The organism is Candidatus Accumulibacter aalborgensis, from assembly GCF_900089955.1.
GTDB lineage: Bacteria > Pseudomonadota > Gammaproteobacteria > Burkholderiales > Rhodocyclaceae > Accumulibacter > Accumulibacter aalborgensis.
This window is the reverse complement of the sequence record NZ_FLQX01000019.1, coordinates 1-18,144: the sequence shown is the minus strand read 5'-3', so window position 1 is coordinate 18,144 and position 18,144 is coordinate 1. Positions and strand designations below refer to the sequence as shown.

Here is an 18,144-nt window from a genome sequence, read left to right as displayed (position 1 = left end):
ACAAGCATCAAGACCCTGTGCTCAATATACTATCGTTTCTGGTGCGGCGTCATTTCGCCGCTCGCGGGCGTGTTGCTGCCCCGCAAGATACGGAGGTAATTTTGGTTGTTGTGGGTCCGCTGGTTCCAAAAGGACGAGGATCGGGGCATAGAGACGTGTCGGCGCCGAATGACCGATGGCGTTCGCCGCGTGAGGGTGAAATAATCTGACCCGCAGCGATTGAATGGCCTTGCATTTCGCCTCGTTCATCACCGTGCTCGACGCCTCCCTCGTCGATTCTTATCCACTCCACACCTTCATCATGACCATACCACCCTCGGGTCCCATCGCGCAGAAACTCATCCGCCGCCTGACGATTTTCAACAACCGGAAAGTCGTTGAACTACGCTCTTTCGCGACCGGACGCCAGCACTCCGAGATCTTGCAGAAATCGGTCGCCTCGCGCAAGACCCTCGACGGACTGCATCCGGCGCATGCGATCTATGTCTACTTGCAAAACCAGGTCTCGGTCCTCTCCGAGACGATCAGCGCGCTGCCGCCGCTGGCAGAACTTGCCAAGAACTACGAGGAGGCCGAACGAACGTACATGCCGTCCGGACCGCCGATGAGTCCGCTCACCTATTCGTATTTCTTCTTTTGGGGGGTATTCGACGCCGCTGTCGGTCCGGCCCGCGAGACGCTCGGCACGTCGATCATCGCCGTGATCCGCTGGGCGGGAGCGCACCCTGAATTCGTCCGGCTGATCGAAGTGATGCAGCAATCCCGCATGGGCCTGTACGTCCACGACGGTGTCGAGAAATCGATAGTCTATCTACGCGAGTTCATCACCGACGAACGCCTGCCGTGCATCGTCCCGGCCGGCTATCTGGGGCAGCGCGGCGAAATCTGGCTGGTTCGGGTGTTGCCACCGCCGGCGCCTGCTTTCACGCAGAGCGTCGTGATGACCACCCCGTACATTATCCAGATGCCGCGTAGGGACGAGTGGCAGAGCTACCTCGACCGTACCTTGCCGAAGCTGAAGGTCGCCGATCGGTTCGAGGCCTACGCCCGCCTGATGAAATACGGACTGACGTTCAACCACTGGAACGAGTACCTCGTCGATGCCTACGTCGGCAGCCAGGCATCGGCAATCTTCCTCCGTGGAATTCCCGACATCAGCTCCAGCCTGCCGCACTCGCCCCATCCCTGAGGCGATCGGCGAGCGTGTCCTGGCGATCGACCGAATCCGACCTGCCATCGGCGTCGCTTCGCTCAGCGGTCAACCGGTACCTTGGCGGGACTGCCAGGGTGGACGCGTGCCGTGCCCTCAGATGGCCGTTCAGGCTTGGCCTGGTCGCCGGTGGCTACGCCGCGGCCGTGCTCGTCGCTGCCGCGGCGTAGCCATATGGGAAACCGACACGCAGGGCCCGGCTGCACAGGCATCGGCGGGAATGTACGCGTTTGGCGATGCGCTGCTCTTCCTGGCCGTATTCGGCGTCGTGGCGCTCTTTCCGACCGGCCTCGCCATCTACTTCTGGCGGCATCGTCAGATACCGCTCAAGAAATCGCCAGACCAGCCGTAGAGAAGAGTTCACCCACAAGAGATCATTGGAGGCCAGAGGTCATGGACGTGTCAACCATCGCCGCTGTAGCAACTGAAACGAGTCAGAGCCGAACTGCCAACGCGGTGCAGATGACCGTGCTGAAGAAAACCCTCGACATCCAGGCAGAGAACGCCATGCAGCTTGTTGCAGCGGCCGCGCAGGTGATTCCCAGCAACCCGCCGAATCTGGGCAATCGCGTCGACACCTTCGGCTAGCACCGGTCGCTGGCGCGACTTTCACCGGAAGCACCCGACTGCGGCCCTCACGGCCGCAGGGATTCGAGCTTGCCGTGGTTCTCCGCAGCGCATAGACTGCGCGCGATGCGCTATACCACCCTGTTGATCGTTGCCCTGCTGGCCGGATGCTATTCCGGCCAGTCTTCTTTTCAGCCCGGCAAAATTCGCAGTTCGCCGAGTCCGCAGAGTCCATCCACCCCTGCCAGGTCCGGCCTATCAATTGAACTGGTTACCGGCAAGACAGCGGTCGGACACCGCGACTTCGCCAATGCCAAGAAGGTTCTGCCGAGGATATTTGCCGGCATGGAGGAAGAGTTCTACTGCGGCTGCCGCTATCGTGGCAACGCGGTCGACCTGGCGAGCTGCGGCTACCAGGCGCGCAAGAATGCGACCCGCGCAGCGCGAATCGAGTGGGAACACGTGGTTCCGGCCTGGGAACTCGGCCATCAGCGCCAGTGCTGGCAGGACGGCGGGCGCAAGAATTGTACCGCCACCGATGCCGTCTTTCAGGTCGCTGAGGGCGACCTTCATAATCTGGTACCGGCCATCGGCGAAGTCAACGGCGACCGCAGCAACTTCGCCTATAGCGCTTGGAGCAAGCATCCGGAGCCGATCTACGGTGCCTGTCAGACGGTGGTTGACTTCAGGCTGAAGCGCGTGCAGCCGCGCGAAGAAGTGCGCGGAACAGCAGCCAGGATCACCCTGTACATGTACCACACCTACGGCCTGCGCATGAGCAAGCAGGACAAACAACTGATGTGTGCCTGGGCCAGGACCTACCCGGTCGACGACCGGGAGCTGCGGCGCAACGAGCGCATTGTGCAATGGCAGGGAAGCGGCAACGCTCTGGTCACCGATCCGCAACGGATCAAGGCAGCGTGCAGCTAAGCCGACTGCCTGCCGTCGTACATCAGGGTGGCCATGCCAACGCAGAAGCCATGCGCCTGGCAAACTCCCGCGCGGCGGAGCAGCGAGAGGTTTGACTGGCGGGCGGGCGCGCTACTTGCCGACCGGCTCTGTCGCTGCTGTGCCGGAACGTGGCGGGTCGGTGACGATGCTGGCGCCGATATCCTTCAGCAAGCGTTGGAAATCGGGCGACGCGAGGATGATCGTCCCGGCCGCGGCGCGCAGACGATCGACGGCCTCGGCGGGGAGCACGAACGAGGTCGGCTGTTGATTCAGGTAATCCAGTTCCGCCTTGTCCTTGAGCGCCGCAAAAGACACGTCAATGGCATAAATCTCGGCATTCGGGACGCGCAGGGCAGCAGCCACGGCAGGATCCTTGTTGGCTGCCATCGCTGCCGAATTGCCGATCAGGCGCAGGGTCTGCCAGCGCGCCGCCGTGTCTCGCAATAGCTCGACCGCCTCATAGGAATAGCGGTCAATCGGGACCCCGGCCGACTTCAGCAGGATGTTCACGGTGCCGGGAGGGGCCTCCGATTCATCCCAGTTGGTCGGCGGCGAAGAAAGCGAGTTGACGATGAAGACGATGATCCTGCGCGCACGGTCGAGCGGCGTCGGTGCGCCGACCTCGTGCAAAGCCTGGACGACTTCCAGCGCGTCGAGCACCGCACGCATGCCGACGTTGTCGGATACGCCGCCGTCTACGAGATGGAGGTAGGGCCGATGGACGCCATCGTTGTAGGCCTGCATGTCTTTCAAGGTGCGCATCGCCCGTGCCGCCGGTCGCGGCGGTTCGGCGGCGTCGACAAAGAGCTTCATCCAGGCGGGGAAGTGGGCATTGCAGGTACCGCCATAGTTGTCGATCGTCACTGGCGAGAGCACTACCGGCACGGCCGAAGAGGCAGCCGCGGCGCGCGACAAGGGAACGGCATTGAGGTCAGAACAGATGACATCGAAGGTAGTCTGGCTGAAAACGAAACGGGCGCCGGTCGAGATGTCGGTGGCCGACGCCATGATCAGCGGACCGTCGCCACGGTTCAGATCGCCGAAAGTCGCGCCATTGAAGAGAATTTCGTCGTACAACTGGGCCGCCAGTTCGGAACGACCCCAGCCCAGGGACCACAGGCTGGCCCAGTTCGACGGGCTGAACGTACGTGCGATGATTTCTCCCTGCACATCGCGCTTCAGGAAGCGTTGTTCGTAGTCGGTGAACAGTTTCTCGCCGTAAAGGCCATAGGCCAGCGCGGTGAAACTGCCACCCGAAACACCGGTGATGACGTCGACATGGTCGAGCAGGCGAGCCTTGTTGCCCTTCGGCCCAACGACCTCCGTACGGCGAAGAAATTCGAGGACCCCGTATGAAAAAGCGGCTGCGCGCGTGCCACCGCCCGAGAAGGCGAGAATGACCAGGTTGTCCTTGTCCCGGACATGCGCCTGGCGCGTCTCGAAGCGGTAGCCAGTATGCGGGTCGACCTGCGTGATCGGCGGATTGACCGGGCGGCTGGCACACGCGCCTAGCAGAAGCGACAACGTCAGGGTCAGCAATGCGGGCGTGGGCAATGAAGTCATGAGTTCGGCGGAGAGGATCAGGTAAAATCCTGATTCTACACTTTCTTGACGCCGCTTTTGGGCTGGGCCAGGTTCGCCGCCGGCCGCAAGGCGCCACGCGAGCCGCTTCGCGCCGACGAATGACAGCTTCCGACCCCGACCTTCGTCTTGGCTGGGAGCGGACGTCCAATCACGCAGAACTCATTCTGCTAAACAGAACTGGCGAATTTCGCCAACTTTCGCACAACCTCCAAGTCTTCAGGAATTGCTAGCACATTTTCTGCTCTAGCAAGTGCCAACCGGGAATGGTGTATCGCGGCGTCCCGCATCTCGGCATCTCCGATCGATGACAGCGACTCAAACGCTTTTTGTAGCCGCCCCGCGACTTCAATGGCGCCAGCTCCGTCACGAGCAATTGCTGTAAAGGCATCATCGAACATGTCCCGCAAAGATATTTTTGGCACCTCCACGCGATCACATTCAGAAATCCGCGCGTCGCCTTCTTCGACAGGCTCACTCCAGAGCGCAAAAAGTCGCACGAACGTTCCAATAACGCCGATTGCCGTACCGGGATCATTGACAGCAGGTGACAACGCTCGACTTGCGATTTCAGAAAGGACGATAAGACCGAATCGAGGATCTTCGTCGAATTGCCTGCCATTACCGAGTATAAATGCCTGTGCTATCTGCCTTGCATCGATAACAGACAAATCACCCGAGTCTGCGGTCACGTAGGCAAGAGCCCGGCCAGGCGCAGAAAAAGTACCGGGCAAGATTGCTACCGTGATTCGTACTCCCGATTTTTCCGCATACGTCTGCAGCGCAGCAACATCGACGCGCTGTACATATCCGATTGACCGGCTGTAAATGGCCTGCCCGCCCTCCTGACGCCGCCCTGCAGGGACACCGCAAAGGGTAGGTGTGCGCCGCCTTCGCTGTAGGGCAGCAGCAGCGGCTGCCTCAACCTTATCGATGGTTCCCCCGATGCGCCCAAGGCGTGCGATGCGATCCACCCAACTCACGAAAGTAATAATAACCATGGCCAGAATCATTAACGTTAAAGCAAATAACGCGAAACGGCCTGCTCTATCGTAATAGCCATTTTTTAAGGCGATAAGCGCGACGATGCTGAAGATAAAGGCACCAATGAAGGTCGAGAGAGCGTTTTGGGAAACATCGTCGGCGATGACCAGCGAAAAAGAGCGCGGCGTTGCGGTGCTGCTGGCCGAAGCATAGGCGGAGACCATCGATGCGACGGCAAAGGTGGAGATCACCAACATGCTTGCGGAGATAATGGCAAGCAGGGTCTCTATCGAGTCTGGAGTAATCGCCGGAACAAGCGGGCCGATTCCGCTATCGTCCGCCGTCTTCGCAAGGAACACTACGGCCGTCGACAGCACGCACATCGCGAGAGGCCTGACCCACAGCCGCTCGCTGATGCGGTTTAGAAGGAACCTCAATCGATCGCCCATTACTCCACTCCACAGTAATTCGGTATGACGCTCCGCTACAGATCTCTCTTCCGGTGGTCAAATTACTCGGCAGAAAACCTTTCCGGCATATAGAATTCTACAGTGCATCTTGCTGGCCGAAAGCCGATGCGCCCGTTCCTGTCTGCCTGGCACTGACGGGCAGTTGCACCTGACCTGCGACGCGCCGGAAAGGTCCATAATAGTGCACCATGAACTCCTCGCCAACAACGCTGATCCCCAACCGGGCGCAGACGCTCGAGGTGCTGCGGCTGATGGGCACGCATCGGCCCATCTTGATGCTGCCCGGCAACGACGATGGCTATGGCACCCGTTGGGTGCTCGATGGCCAACAGGTGCAGCCGTGGATCGCCAAATACCTCATGAAGGCTGGCTTTCTTGCCGATACCGGTGCCACCGAGTTCGGTGCCCGGACGCTCACGTTGACCGAGTCCGGCAACCGCTTTCGGAGAAACGGCGTGCTCTGGTGGAAAAGCCTCGGCTTCCTTGAGCGCTTGACCATCACGATCCTCGGTTGAAGCCCAGGCAACGGAAGCACCGCACATCTCTGATGAAACTCTGGTCGATTTTCAGTTGGTCGAGCGACAAGCGCTTGCGGCGAGACAGCCTACTCGCCCACCCATCCCGCCGACGAGGCCACCATGACGGTCCGCAACCTCGAATTTCTTTTTCGTCCCCAGTCGATAGGCATCGTCACCGAACCCGACCAGCCGAGCCGCTACGCCGAAGTGGTGCTGAGCAATCTCGCCGCCGGCGGGTTTTCGGGCCCGGTCATTTCGATTGCCGCCCGGCAGCGCTCGCTGTTCGCCATTGGCGCCCATGTGCGCATCGACGAACTGCAGGTGGTGCCTGATCTGGCGATCATCTGCGCCGGGCTGGACAAGGTTCCGCAGATCATCAGCCAACTCGGCGCCCGTGGCACACGAGCGGTGATCGTTGGCCCCCTGCTGCGCGACACGATGAACAGCAGCCAAGTGTTGGCGGTACGCAAGGCCATCCTCGAAGCGGCTCGTCCGCACCTGATCCGTGTCCTCGGACCGGGAAGCGGCGGTCTCATCGTTCCCGCGCGCGGCCTCAATGCCAGCGCCGCCCCGGTGACCACCACTGCAGGAAGGATCGCCCTGGTCACCCAGTCGACTGCGGTCACCGCAGCGGTGCTCGATCGCGCCTGCAGCAAGGGGATCGGCTTCTCGACCGTACTGCACTTGGGCGCCGGTATCGATGTCGATCTTGCCGACGTGCTCGACTGGTTGGCGGCAGACCCGGACACCAAGTCGATCCTGGTGCAGTTCGATTCGGTCGCTGCCGGCCGCAAGTTCATGTCGGCGGCGCGCGCCGCCGGCCGCAGCAAGCCGGTCGTCGCCATCCGCGGCGAACACTTTGAACACTTCGAACGCCTCGACACCAGGAACACGGCCGCCAAGCCGTTCACTGCCGACGAAGTCTACAAAGCAGCCCTGCGCCGCGCTGGCTGGGTGCGCATTGATACCTTCGCGGATCTGTTCGAAGCGGCCGAAGCGATGGCGCGCGTGCGGCCGATGCGCGGCGAACGCCTGGCCATTCTGGCCAACGGCCACGGCCTCGGGCGGATCGCCGGCGACACGCTGCTGCGCTCGGGAGGCCAGTTGGCCACTTTGTCCAAAGAAACCATGAAGCAACTCGACGGACTGCTACAGACGAGGCTGACGGCAGGCAATCCGGTCGCACTGCCGGCCGATATCACGTCGACGAAGTGGGCCGCAGCACTGTCTGCGGTGCTCGTCGACCGCGATACCGATGCCGTGTTGACGGTCTGTTCGCCCTCACCTTTCGCGCCCAGCGCCGATGTCGCAGCGGCGCTGTGCAAAGTGGCGACAAACACCGAGCGCAACGTGTTTACCTGTTGGGTGGGCGGTACGGCGATGCTCGAGGCTCAACAAATCGCTGCCGCGCACGGCGTGCTGAGCCATGACTCACCGGAAAAGGCGATCGCCGTTTTTCTCGGGGTGGTGAATTATCTGCGCAACCGCAAGCTGCTGATGCAGATGCCACCGTCGCTGGCCGACGGTTTCTCGCCGGACATCGATGTCGCCCGTAGCGCGGTCAGTGAAGCCATCGATGCCGGCTTGGTCACCTTGCCGGCACGGCAGGCGCGCCGCCTTTTGCAGGCCTACGGGATAGCCGTGGCCGAGTATCCCCTGGCGAGCAGCATCGATTCGGCGATAGGCAGCGCCGACGACATCGGCTATCCCGTCGATCTCCATCTGGTACTGGCCGATGCGGCTGGCTTTGAACTGGAAGCGTCAGGACTGCGCTCGTCGGCAGACATCCACATTGCCGCTCGCGGCCTGCGCAAAAATGCGCGTACGCAACGGCCGGGAGTCCGCATCAGCGGCTACCGGCTGCGACCGAGCGCCGCCCGCAGCGGGATTCCCGCGCTGCGTTGCGGCGCTGTCGACGATCCGGTTTTCGGTCCGCTGATTTTCCTCGGCCCGGCCACCACCGTGACTCGAGGTGGCTGCTTCGTGGTCGCCCTGCCGCCGCTCAACCTGGCGCTGGCTCAGGATCTGGTGACGCGCAGCCGCTTTGCCGAGGAAGCGCCCAGTGCCGACCGCGCGGCACTGGAGTCCGCCGCGAGCCACGCGTTGGTCCGCCTGTCGCAACTGCTCACCGACATCGACGACGTGGTCGGCGTGGAACTCGACCCGCTCCATGTCGAGACCTCGGGCGTGCTCGCGCTGAATGTGCGCATGCGCATCGAAAGGAAACGGCACACGCGCGGCCTGCGCCGCTTTGCCATTTGCCCCTATCCGAAAGAACTGGAGCAGACGGTCGATTGGGACGGTCGCCAGATCTTGATCCGGCCCATCCGACCGGAGGACGAGATCACCCTCGGCGAACTCCTCAATTCGCTGGCTCCCGAAGATTCGCGCATGCGCTTCTTTGACTCGATGAGGAATCTGCCGCGTTCCCGCCTGGCTCGCTTCACCCAGATCGACTACGATCGCGAGATGGCACTGGTGGCCATCGAGTTGGCCAGCGACGGCCTGGAGCGCGTACTCGGCGAGGTGCGTGCCGTCGCCGATCCCGACCACGTCTTTGCCGACTTTGCCATCGTCGTCGCTTCCGCGATCAAGGGCAAGGGACTCGGGCGACTGTTGCTGCAAAGCATCATCAACTACTCGCGTAGCTGCGGAATCGCCGAGTTGCGTGGCGAAACGCTGAACGGCAACCTACGCATGCAGCATCTGGCCCAGGACCTTGGTTTCAAGTTGACGACGGGAAGCGACCGCGGCACCGTCGACCTTCGCCTTGCGCTGGATGCCCACGAGCAGAAATAGCGGATCAAAGAACGTAATACAGGATCGCCACGTAATGCGCAGCGCTACCGACCATCACGAACAGGTGCCAGACGCCATGCGCATGCGCGAGGCGGGTGTCGAGCGCGTAGAAGACGATGCCGGTGGTGTAGAAGACGCCGCCGACGGCGAGCCAGATGAAACCGGCCATTCCCAGCGCTTGCACGAGAGGAATCAGCGCCACCAAGACCACCCAGCCCATGGCGATGTAGATGACCAGCGACAGGATGCGTGCCTCGCTCTTCTGCCACAGTTCCTGCACGCCGCCGAGCACGGCCAGCGACCAGACGACCGCCAGCAGCGACCAACCCCATGGCCCGCGCAAGGTCACCAGGCAGAACGGCGTGTAACTGCCGGCGATCAGCAGATAGATGCCCTGGTGGTCCAACGCCCTCAGGATATCCTTGGCGCGTCCGCGAAAGCTGTGGTACAGCGCCGAGAAGCTGTACAGCAGGACCAGCGTCACGCTGTAGATCGAGACGCTCACCACTTTCCACGGATCGCCACCCTGCGCCGCGACGACGATGAGGACCACCGACCCGACGAGCGCCAGCACGGCGCCGACGAGGTGCGTCCAGGCGTTGAGTTTTTCGCCGTGGTACATATCCGGGGGTCTATACCTTCGCCAAGGGCAGACTGAGCGTGAAAATGGCGCCGCCCTCCGGCCGGTTCGCTGCGCTGAGGCATCCGCCGTGTCGCTCGACGATGCCGTAGCTGATCGACAGTCCCAGCCCGGTGCCCTGCCCAACGGGCTTGGTCGTGAAGAAGGGGTCGAAAAGGCGCGCCAGATTCCCGGCACTGATTCCCGGCCCATTATCGGCGAAGTGCAGGAGGATCATCGCGTCGCGCCGTTCGGCCGTGATTTCGAGGATCGGCGCCGCGCTGGCTGCGGTCGCGTCACGGGCATTCTGCACGATGTTCATCAGTACCTGCTGCATCTGCCCGGAAGATCCGATGACCGGCAGTTCTTCCGGCAGATCGACAATGACCCGAAAGGGCTGCCTCTCCGCGCGTGCTACCCAGCGCACCGCGCGCGCGACGACGTCGGCCAGGTTGAACGGGGCATCCGAGCTGCGATCCATGGCCGAGAAACGCTTCAGGCCATCGACGATGTCACGCGTGCGCTCGGCGCCTTCGGTCATTCCGTCGAGCAGCGGGGTGAAGTCCTGCATGATGCGGTCGATGCGCAATTCCTGGCGCAGCGCGTCGAGTTCAGGCGAGCGCGCGAACGCTTCCGAGTGCACCGCTTGGAGATAGGACTGCAGACGCGCGGCGTAGCGGCGAATGGCCAGGACGTTGCCAAGAACGAAACTGATCGGGTTATTCAGCTCATGCGCCACACCAGCGACCAGGCGACCGAGCGAAGCCATCTTCTCGGCCTGCACGAGCTGCTGCTGGGTGCGCTTGAGATCCTCGTGCGCCTGCCGCAGGGCATGGTAGGCACGGCGCAACTCGCCGACCGGGCGACCAGTCAGCACCATCCCGACCAGCTTGCCGGTGGCCGAGAGGCGCGGCGTGCAGTTGAGCGAAACGGGCAGTGGGCTGCCGTCGCCGCCACTGATCAGCAACTCGCAATCCTGCACCGTTGCCGGACGTGCCGCCGAGAAGAAGTCGCCGGCGCGCTGCCTTGACGCGTCGTCGGCAAAAAGTTCGCACACGGGTCGCCCGCGCAGCGCGGTCTCGTCGAGGCCAATGAAGCGCCGCAGCGAGTCGTTGACCTCCTGGATGGCGCCATGCCGATTACAGACGATCAGGATGTCCGACATCGACGCGAGGACGCTTTCAATGAACTGCTGCGAGTCTTCGAGGGCAGCGTTCTTTTGCTCGAGGGCCACTTCGTATTGCAGAAGGTCGTTATAGACCTCGTCCATCTTGCGGATCACCTCGATCCACACCCCCTCGTCAACGCCACCAAGCGCCGATTCGGTTTCCGGCAGGCTGTCCGGAGCGATCGACGGGAACTGCCGCAAGCGCCTAGCGGGCAAGTCTGAAGTGGCCATGGCACGGCCCTGGTGCGGCCATCGAGGGCGTAGCGAGTCCGCTCTGACCAGAGAGAATGAATCCTTGCATGCCGCGATCGTAGGACGAATCGATGACTGGCGCAACGATCAAGCGCCTGCGAGGTACGCATCACGGTGGAAACAAGGTTTCCACTTCAGGCGATGAACGCATAGTCAAATTCCTTTCCGACGCCCCAGATGCCAACTCATCTCACTGTTTTTAATTAGTATTCGGAACTGGCACGGTTTTTGTATGCACTTCGCAGTATTGCTGCACAGGGGCTTTTTGGGCTTTACCCAGGCAAACCTCCCGACCAACGATCGGGCGACGAGAGAGGGGACAGGAAAAATGGCAAACACCAGTCTGCTGAAGCTGGAAGGTGATGCGAGCATCGCGACCGCGAGCAACCGACTTGGCATGCCGCGAAGAGAGTTTCTGCAGTTCTGCGCCACCGTGGCGGCCAGTCTGGGCTTGCCTCCCGGCGCTGAGGCAGCGGTCGCCGAAGCCGTTGCGGCGAAGAAGAGGCCTTCGGTGATCTGGCTGCACTTCCAGGAATGCACCGGCTGTACCGAGTCCATGCTGCGCGCCGAGCACCCGACGCTTGAGCGTCTGATTCTCGACGTCATTTCGCTGGATTATCACGAAACGCTGTTCGCCGCTGCCGGCCATCAGGTCGAAAGAGCGCGCAAGACGGCCATGGCCGAGAACAAGGGCAGCTACATTCTAGTCGTCGAAGGGGCGATTCCGACGCGCGATGGCGGCATCTACTGCAAGATCGGCGGCCAGACGGCGATCGAGCTGACCAAGGAATGCGCCGCCGATGCGGCTGCCGTGATCGCCATCGGATCGTGCGCGAGCTGGGGCGGCATGCCTTCGATCATGCCCTCGAACGGCGCCCCGAACCCCACCGGAGCTTCCGGTGTCGCAGCGGTACTCGGCAAACCGGTGGTTACCATCCCAGGTTGCCCGCCGAACCCCTACAACTTCCTGTCCACGGTGGTGCACTTCCTGACCTTCGGTACGCTGCCCGCCGTCGATGAGCTCGGTCGGCCGAAATTCGCTTACTCGCGCCTGATCCACGAGAACTGCGAGCGTCGTGCGCACTTCGATGCCGGGCGTTTCGCCATCGAGTTCGGCGATGAAGGACACCGCAAGGGCTACTGCCTCTACAAACTGGGCTGCAAGGGGCCGGAAACCTACGCCAACTGCCCGAGTATCCTGTTCGGTGACGCCGGCGCCGGTACCTGGCCCGTGGGTTGCGGCTGTCCCTGCATTGGCTGCACCGAGCAGGGTGTCGGCTTCAGCAAGCCGATCCACATGCTGGCGAAAGTCAAGAACGTTGACCCACCGCAGCAGTATCCGCGCATCGTCGAAGAGAAGGGAATCGGCGCGACGATGGGATCGGCCGCAGTTCTCGCTGCCGTGGGCGGTGTCGCGGCCGGTGGCGGAGCCATGGTGGCACGCAACCTGGGGCTTTCCTACAAGGCCGAGGAGGCCGAGAAAGCGAGGGCAGCGAGCGAAAAAACGGAGGTGTGACATGCATAGCAAAATTCCTGATAGCCGAACCGATGCAGACTCGCGTCGCCAGTTCCTCAAAGGCTGCGTCAGTGTCGCCGGCGCCGCTGTGGCTGTCGCCACGGTCAGCCCCCAGGTCGAGGCGCGCGACACCTACCAGCGCCCGCCCGGGGCCCTTGGCCTGCTCTACGACGGCACGCTGTGCATCGGCTGCAAGGCCTGTGTCGCTGCCTGCAAGCGGGTCAACGACAATCCTCCCGAGTTCTCGACGGTCGACAAGCTCTGGGATACGCCGCTCGATACCAGCGGCTACACTTTCAACATCATCAAGATGTACCGCAGTGGAACGATGGCCACCAAGGACGATGAAGTCAACGGCTACGCGTTCATGAAAACCTCGTGCATGCATTGCGCCGACCCCTCGTGCGTCTCGGCCTGCCCGGTGACGGCGATGACCAAAGATCCGGAGACCGGCATCGTCGCCTACGATGCCGAAGCCTGTGTCGGCTGCCGCTACTGCGTCGTCGCCTGTCCTTTCGGAATTCCCAAGTACCAGTACGACTCGCCGACCGGCAAGATCGGCAAGTGCGAGCTCTGCCGGCATCGCACCAAGGACGGTCACTACTCGGCGTGCGCCGAGGTCTGCCCGACCGGAGCGACGCTCTACGGCCGCACCAGCGATCTGTTGCGCGAAGCCAAGCGGCGTCTGGCGCTCGAACCCGGTAGCGTGACCACCTATCCGCGCGGCAACCTCAGCGGCGGGCCGGACCAGAGCTACGAAGGCTACGTCGGAAGGTACAAGCAGCACGTCTACGGCGAAACCGAGTATGGCGGCACGCAGGTGCTCAAGCTCTCGGCCGTCGATTTCGAGAAGGTAGGTATGCCCTACCTGTCGCCCAAATCGTCAGCGTCGACCTCGGAAACGATCCAGCACACGCTTTACGGCGGGCTGCTGATGCCGTTTGCCGTGCTCGGCGCGATGACCTATGTCGCCAAACGCAACGTTCATCATGAAGACGATGCGCCCGCAGACGAGAACGACAAGGAGGAATCATGAGCGCTCAGCCACACGCCGCACCGGCGCCGGTCGGCGGCAGCCTGTTCAATGCCACAACCCTTGTTTGTGGCGTTCTGATGGCCATCATGGCGACGGTCGTCGTCATCCGCCTGTTCTTCGGACTCAGCTCGACCACCAACGTGAACGATGGCTACTCCTGGGGCATATGGGTTGTAGTGGACGTTTTCATCGGTTCGGCCCTCGCCTGCGGCGGTTTCTGCATGGCGCTGCTGGTCTATATCTTCAACCATGGCAAGTACCATCCGCTGGTGCGTCCGGCGCTGCTCGGCAGCCTTTTCGGCTATACGCTGGCCGGTGCTGCCATCACCTTCGATCTTGGTCGCTGGTGGAACTTCTGGCATATCTTCTGGCCGGGCTACTTCAACGTCAACTCGGTGATGTTCGAGGTCGCGGCGTGCATCACCCTGTACATTATCGTCATGTGGATCGAGTTCTCGCCGGTGTTTCTCGAAAAACTGGGCCTGCGCGACGCGCGTAGAAAACTCGATAAGGTGTTGTTCTTCTTCATCGCCCTTGGTGTCGTTCTGCCGATGATGCACCAGGCTTCGTTGGGCACCATGCTGGTAGTCATGGGCGACCAGGTCAATCCGCTCTGGCAAACCCCGATCCAGCCTTTGCTCTATCTGCTGTCGGCGATCACGCTCGGCTACGGGGTCATACTCTTCGAGTCGTGCGTGGCGGCATCGGCTTATCGGCGGCAAATTGAGGTATCGCTCCTCAATCCAATGGCCAAGGTGATGCTCGGTATCATGGCCGTCTTTCTGGTGGTACGCTTTGCCGACCTCGTCGTGCGCGGCGTCATTGGCGACGCGTTCACGCCGACGTACGTAGCGCTGACCTTCTGGGTCGAAAACGCTTGCCTGATCGCACCGTTCCTGCTGATCGGCACGACCGAGGCGCGCCGCAATCCGGCGAGGCTGTTCCTCGCCGGCATCGCGGTCATGGTCAGCGGCATCCTGCTGCGCCTGAACGGCTTCCTGATCGCTTTCGACACCGGTCCGGGTTGGAACTACTTTCCGTCGGTGCCGGAACTGCTGGTCACCATCGGCATATTCGCCGCCGAGGTACTCGGCTACATTTACATCACCCGCCGATTCCCGGTGCTGCCGCGTGAAGAAGCGTACGCTCAGCCGGCGCCGGCGCGCAGCTAACGCTCTTACCAGGAGACAAGACAATGTCGCAACGAGTCACGATTGATCCGGTCACCCGAATCGAAGGCCACCTGCGTGTGGATGTCGAAGTCGACGGCGGGCAGGTCAAGAAAGCGTGGGCTTCGGGCCAGATGTGGCGAGGGATCGAGAACATTTTGATCGGTCGGGATCCACGCGATGCCTGGGCGATCACCCAACGCATCTGTGGCGTATGTACGACGGTGCATGCGCTGGCTTCGGTGCGCGCAGTCGAGAACGCGCTGCAACTCGAACTGCCGGTCAATGCCCAGTACATCCGGAACATGATCATTCTGGCGCATGCTGTCCACGACCATATCGTGCACTTTTATCACCTCTCGGCGCTCGACTGGGTCGATGTCACCAGCGCGCTGAAAGCCGATCCGGGCAAGGCAGCGAGCCTCGCCGAGAGCCTGTCGACCTGGCCGGGCAACAGCAAGGCCGAGTTCACCAAGGTCAAGGAGCGCCTCGCCGGATTCGTCGGTACCGGTCAGCTTGGCATCTTCACCAACGGCTACTGGGGGCACCCGGCGATGAAACTTCCGCCCGAGGTCAACCTGATCGCCGTCGTCCACTATCTGCAGGCACTCGAGGTGCAGCGGCACGCCAACAAGGTAGTCAGCATTCTCGGCGGCAAGACGCCGCATATCCAGAACGTCGTCGTCGGCGGCGTTGCCAACGCGCTGGCGATCGACTCGCAGGCGGTGCTGACCGTCGAGCGACTGCTGGCGGTCAAGACCTGGATCAATCAACTCGCCGACTTCGTCAAGAACGTCTACCTGATCGACGTCGCTGTGGTCGGCGGCTTCTATCCGCAGTGGACGGCGATCGGACGCGGCATTGTCGACTACATCTCGGTGCCTGATATTCCGCTGGACGGCAAGAACACCCAGTTCGCGCTGCCCGGCGGCCATATTGCCGGTGGCGATCTGGCCAGTTTCAAGGAAATCAAGACCCATGGCGACGCCTACTTCAGGGATGGCGTGACCGAATCGGTCAAGCATTCCTGGTACGAAGGCGGCACGGGCCCTCTGCATCCGTACAAGGGCGAAACGCGACCGCAATACACCGACTTCCAGGAAGACGGCAAGTACTCATGGCTGAAGTCGCCCACCTTCTACGACAAGCCGATGCAGGTCGGTCCGCTGCCGCGCGTGCTGGCGATGGTTGCGGCCGGGCACCAGCCGACGATCGACTACGCAACGCACGCGCTTGAACTGGTTTCGACGATCGCCAAGACCAAGGTCGGCCTCGACGCGCTGCACTCGACGATCGGCCGCCACGCCGCGCGTGCCGTCGCTTGTGCCGTCGAGGTCGACGAACTGGCGAGGCAGTGGGATCTGCTCTTGGCAAGCATGGCCAAGGGCGACCTGAAGACCTTCAACAAGCCGGTCTTCCCGAAGGGCGAGATCGCCGGCGTCGGTATTCACGAAGCACCGCGCGGCGTCCTCTCACACTGGGTGGTGATCGACGAGGGGAAGATCAAGAACTACCAGTGCGTCGTCCCGACCACCTGGAATGCCGCACCGCGCAACGAGAAGGACGAGCCTGGAGCCTACGAGGCCTGCCTTGTTGGCACCCCGGTGGCCATTCCCGACCAGCCGCTCGAAGTGCTGCGCACGGTGCACTCCTTCGACCCCTGCCTGGCCTGCGCGGTGCATGTCGTCGATCAGGAGAACCGGCCGGTGGTCAGGGTCAAGGCCGCTTGATGCGGTCAGCATCGGGGCTGGCCATGCGTATCGTCGTGCTGGGCGCCGGCAACATTCTGTTGAGCGACGAGGGCCTCGGCGTGCGGGTGATCGAGCGCCTCCCTTTGCGCTATTCGCTGCCGCCTGAAGTCGGAATCATCGACGCCGGCACGTGCGGCATGGAGATGCTCGACGATCTGGAGGATCTCGATGCGTTGATCATGGTCGACGCGATACGGGCCGGCAAGGCGCCGGGCACGCTGATCCGGCTCACTGCTGAGGCCGTTCCAGTATTCTTTCGGACCAAGTTGTCGCCGCACCAGATCGGGCTGTGCGATGTCCTGGCTACCCTCGAACTGATCGGCAAGGCACCGAAATACACGGCCATCCTCGGCATGCAACCGGAGTCCCTGACACTCGGGATGGAACTCAGCCCGACAGCCGAAGCCGGAATGCCGCAACTACTGAGTATGGTGGTCGACGAGTTGGCAGTGCTCGGCGTCAAAGTTTCGCCCCTGGCCAGCGAGGCCGCCTGATGTGCCTGTCGATCCCGATGCAGGTCGTCGCGCTGGAAGGCGACAACGGCGACTTTGCGATCGTCGAACGCTACCAGGGGGACGCCCGGCGACGCGAGCGGGTCAACCTGATGCTGCTCGGCCCGCAGCCTATTGGAACGTGGATTCTGGCGTCGCTCGGACTCGCCCGGGAAGTCATCGATGATGCCGAGCGCGCTCTGATCGAAGATGCGCTGGCCGCGCTCTCGGCCTCACTGGTCGGTGACTACGATTCCTCGCGGCATTTTGCCGACCTCGGCAGCGACCCGTCGGCAGGGGACGGCCACCCGTGACCGGCAGTATTCACAAGGCCGCCTTTCAGGCGGAACAACCTCCACCAGCCGAAGCGATCACGACCGACCCGACAGCGCGCCTTGAAGCGATGTACCGTCGCATCTGGGCCAACAGCATGCGCGATCTGCCTTTCGTGAATCCGGCATTGTCGGTGGAAGCAGTCGGCTTTCGCCGCTGGCAATCGGTCGGCGCCTTGCGCTTGGCTACCGCGAGTTCCCCTGTCGACCAAAGTGAACTGATCGACCGGCCACTGCTCTCCGCGTCGGGTGACTGGCTTGGCACGGTGATCACACCGTGGTTTGTCAATCTCTTCCTCGTACCTGGCGGCGGAAACCTTTGGTCTGACCGACGTCCCGGCGAGCGCTGTCATGTCCAGTTCCCGATTGGACCGCTTGAGTTCATCGCCGACCATGACGCCAGCGCCGAGATCCCCTCCTACCAGTACTGCGCGCTTTTTGCTCCTCCTGGGCAGTTCACTTCGCAGGCAGCCGCACGCGCTGCCGCAGTTGCCGCGCTCACCACGCTGCTCGCGACAGCACCACCCGTGGAAGCACGCGTGCAGCCCGCGCCAAGCTCAGCGGTCAAGCCGGGCACCTCTCGCCGCGCGTTCTTCCGACGCATCGCCCGAGGTTGAGTCAGGCCCGATACGGTGATTATAGTTGCCTTCGTCAGAACCCTGTGCCACCTGTTGCCGGCGGAGTAAATCCGCATAAATCTGGCGGCAGTAATTGGCGGCGAGAAGGGCAA

At 62.3% G+C, this 18,144-nt stretch carries 17 protein-coding genes; 13 read left to right on the top strand and 4 right to left on the bottom strand.

The window, feature by feature from the left end:
* The first annotated feature begins 223 nt into the window (after nucleotides 1-223).
* The 4 genes from ACCAA_RS02445 to ACCAA_RS02435 all read left to right on the top strand — a co-directional run bounded on the left by ACCAA_RS02445 (nucleotide 224) and on the right by ACCAA_RS02435 (nucleotide 2,707).
* The gene (locus ACCAA_RS02445) at nucleotides 224-1,189 is read left to right on the top strand and encodes a hypothetical protein (RefSeq protein WP_186405662.1); all 966 of its coding nucleotides are present in this window, start codon (nucleotides 224-226) and stop codon (nucleotides 1,187-1,189) included.
* A gap of 241 nt (nucleotides 1,190-1,430) precedes the next feature.
* Nucleotides 1,431-1,562, top strand: coding sequence for a hypothetical protein (locus ACCAA_RS22400; RefSeq protein WP_281193153.1), 132 nt, complete (start codon nucleotides 1,431-1,433; stop codon nucleotides 1,560-1,562).
* A gap of 41 nt (nucleotides 1,563-1,603) precedes the next feature.
* Nucleotides 1,604-1,798: a YjfB family protein gene (locus ACCAA_RS02440; RefSeq protein WP_186405661.1), complete on the top strand. Its 195-nt coding sequence runs from the start codon at nucleotides 1,604-1,606 to the stop codon at nucleotides 1,796-1,798.
* Between the two features lie 105 nt (nucleotides 1,799-1,903).
* Nucleotides 1,904-2,707 carry an endonuclease gene (locus ACCAA_RS02435; RefSeq protein ID WP_186405671.1) on the top strand — a complete coding sequence of 268 codons (804 nt, stop codon included), beginning with the start codon at nucleotides 1,904-1,906 and terminating at the stop codon, nucleotides 2,705-2,707.
* 111 nt (nucleotides 2,708-2,818) lie between these two features.
* On the opposite strand, the gene ACCAA_RS02430 is transcribed toward ACCAA_RS02435, so the two are convergent.
* The gene (locus tag ACCAA_RS02430; RefSeq protein ID WP_186405660.1) at nucleotides 2,819-4,291 is read right to left on the bottom strand and encodes a patatin-like phospholipase family protein; all 1,473 of its coding nucleotides are present in this window, start codon (nucleotides 4,289-4,291) and stop codon (nucleotides 2,819-2,821) included.
* 188 nt (nucleotides 4,292-4,479) lie between these two features.
* On the bottom strand, nucleotides 4,480-5,757 hold the full coding sequence (locus ACCAA_RS02425; protein ID WP_186405670.1) for a DUF2254 domain-containing protein: 1,278 nt from the start codon (nucleotides 5,755-5,757) through the stop codon (nucleotides 4,480-4,482).
* A 194-nt stretch (nucleotides 5,758-5,951) separates the two neighbouring features.
* Here ACCAA_RS02425 and ACCAA_RS02420 point away from each other — a divergent pair, with 194 nt between their 5' ends.
* Complete coding sequence (locus ACCAA_RS02420; RefSeq protein ID WP_186405659.1) at nucleotides 5,952-6,278, top strand: hypothetical protein; 327 nt, start codon at nucleotides 5,952-5,954, stop codon at nucleotides 6,276-6,278.
* Between the two features lie 123 nt (nucleotides 6,279-6,401).
* The gene (locus ACCAA_RS02415; RefSeq protein WP_186405658.1) at nucleotides 6,402-9,080 is read left to right on the top strand and encodes a bifunctional acetate--CoA ligase family protein/GNAT family N-acetyltransferase; all 2,679 of its coding nucleotides are present in this window, start codon (nucleotides 6,402-6,404) and stop codon (nucleotides 9,078-9,080) included.
* A gap of 4 nt (nucleotides 9,081-9,084) precedes the next feature.
* Here the strand turns inward: ACCAA_RS02415 and trhA are convergent, their stop codons facing one another.
* Together trhA and ACCAA_RS02405 are read right to left on the bottom strand one after the other, a co-directional pair.
* A complete protein-coding gene (gene trhA, locus ACCAA_RS02410; protein WP_186405657.1) occupies nucleotides 9,085-9,702 on the bottom strand; it encodes a PAQR family membrane homeostasis protein TrhA in 618 nt (205 codons plus the stop codon).
* 10 nt (nucleotides 9,703-9,712) lie between these two features.
* A complete protein-coding gene (locus ACCAA_RS02405) occupies nucleotides 9,713-11,098 on the bottom strand; it encodes a sensor histidine kinase (protein ID WP_186405656.1) in 1,386 nt (461 codons plus the stop codon).
* A 349-nt stretch (nucleotides 11,099-11,447) separates the two neighbouring features.
* On the opposite strand from ACCAA_RS02405, the gene ACCAA_RS02400 reads away from it, so the two are divergent.
* The 7 genes from ACCAA_RS02400 to hybE are packed head-to-tail and all read left to right on the top strand — an operon-like array spanning nucleotide 11,448 to nucleotide 18,031.
* Nucleotides 11,448-12,635 carry a hydrogenase small subunit gene (locus ACCAA_RS02400; RefSeq protein ID WP_186405655.1) on the top strand — a complete coding sequence of 396 codons (1,188 nt, stop codon included), beginning with the start codon at nucleotides 11,448-11,450 and terminating at the stop codon, nucleotides 12,633-12,635.
* A gap of 1 nt (nucleotide 12,636) precedes the next feature.
* The gene (hybA, locus tag ACCAA_RS02395; RefSeq protein ID WP_186405654.1) at nucleotides 12,637-13,671 is read left to right on the top strand and encodes a hydrogenase 2 operon protein HybA; all 1,035 of its coding nucleotides are present in this window, start codon (nucleotides 12,637-12,639) and stop codon (nucleotides 13,669-13,671) included.
* The gene (gene hybB, locus ACCAA_RS02390) at nucleotides 13,668-14,843 is read left to right on the top strand and encodes a Ni/Fe-hydrogenase cytochrome b subunit (protein WP_186405653.1); all 1,176 of its coding nucleotides are present in this window, start codon (nucleotides 13,668-13,670) and stop codon (nucleotides 14,841-14,843) included. Before hybA ends, hybB begins: the two co-directional genes overlap by 4 nt.
* Nucleotides 14,844-14,866: 23 nt before the next feature.
* Nucleotides 14,867-16,570, top strand: coding sequence for a nickel-dependent hydrogenase large subunit (locus ACCAA_RS02385; RefSeq protein WP_186405652.1), 1,704 nt, complete (start codon nucleotides 14,867-14,869; stop codon nucleotides 16,568-16,570).
* Nucleotides 16,570-17,085: a HyaD/HybD family hydrogenase maturation endopeptidase gene (locus tag ACCAA_RS02380; protein ID WP_245754398.1), complete on the top strand. Its 516-nt coding sequence runs from the start codon at nucleotides 16,570-16,572 to the stop codon at nucleotides 17,083-17,085. The genes ACCAA_RS02385 and ACCAA_RS02380 overlap by 1 nt, the downstream gene beginning before the upstream one ends.
* Nucleotides 17,085-17,396 (top strand): HypC/HybG/HupF family hydrogenase formation chaperone, encoded by a 312-nt coding sequence (locus ACCAA_RS02375; protein WP_186405651.1) that lies wholly within the window; start codon nucleotides 17,085-17,087, stop codon nucleotides 17,394-17,396. The genes ACCAA_RS02380 and ACCAA_RS02375 overlap by 1 nt, the downstream gene beginning before the upstream one ends.
* On the top strand, nucleotides 17,393-18,031 hold the full coding sequence (gene hybE, locus ACCAA_RS02370) for a [NiFe]-hydrogenase assembly chaperone HybE (RefSeq protein WP_186405650.1): 639 nt from the start codon (nucleotides 17,393-17,395) through the stop codon (nucleotides 18,029-18,031). Before ACCAA_RS02375 ends, hybE begins: the two co-directional genes overlap by 4 nt.
* Nucleotides 18,032-18,144 lie beyond the last annotated feature (113 nt).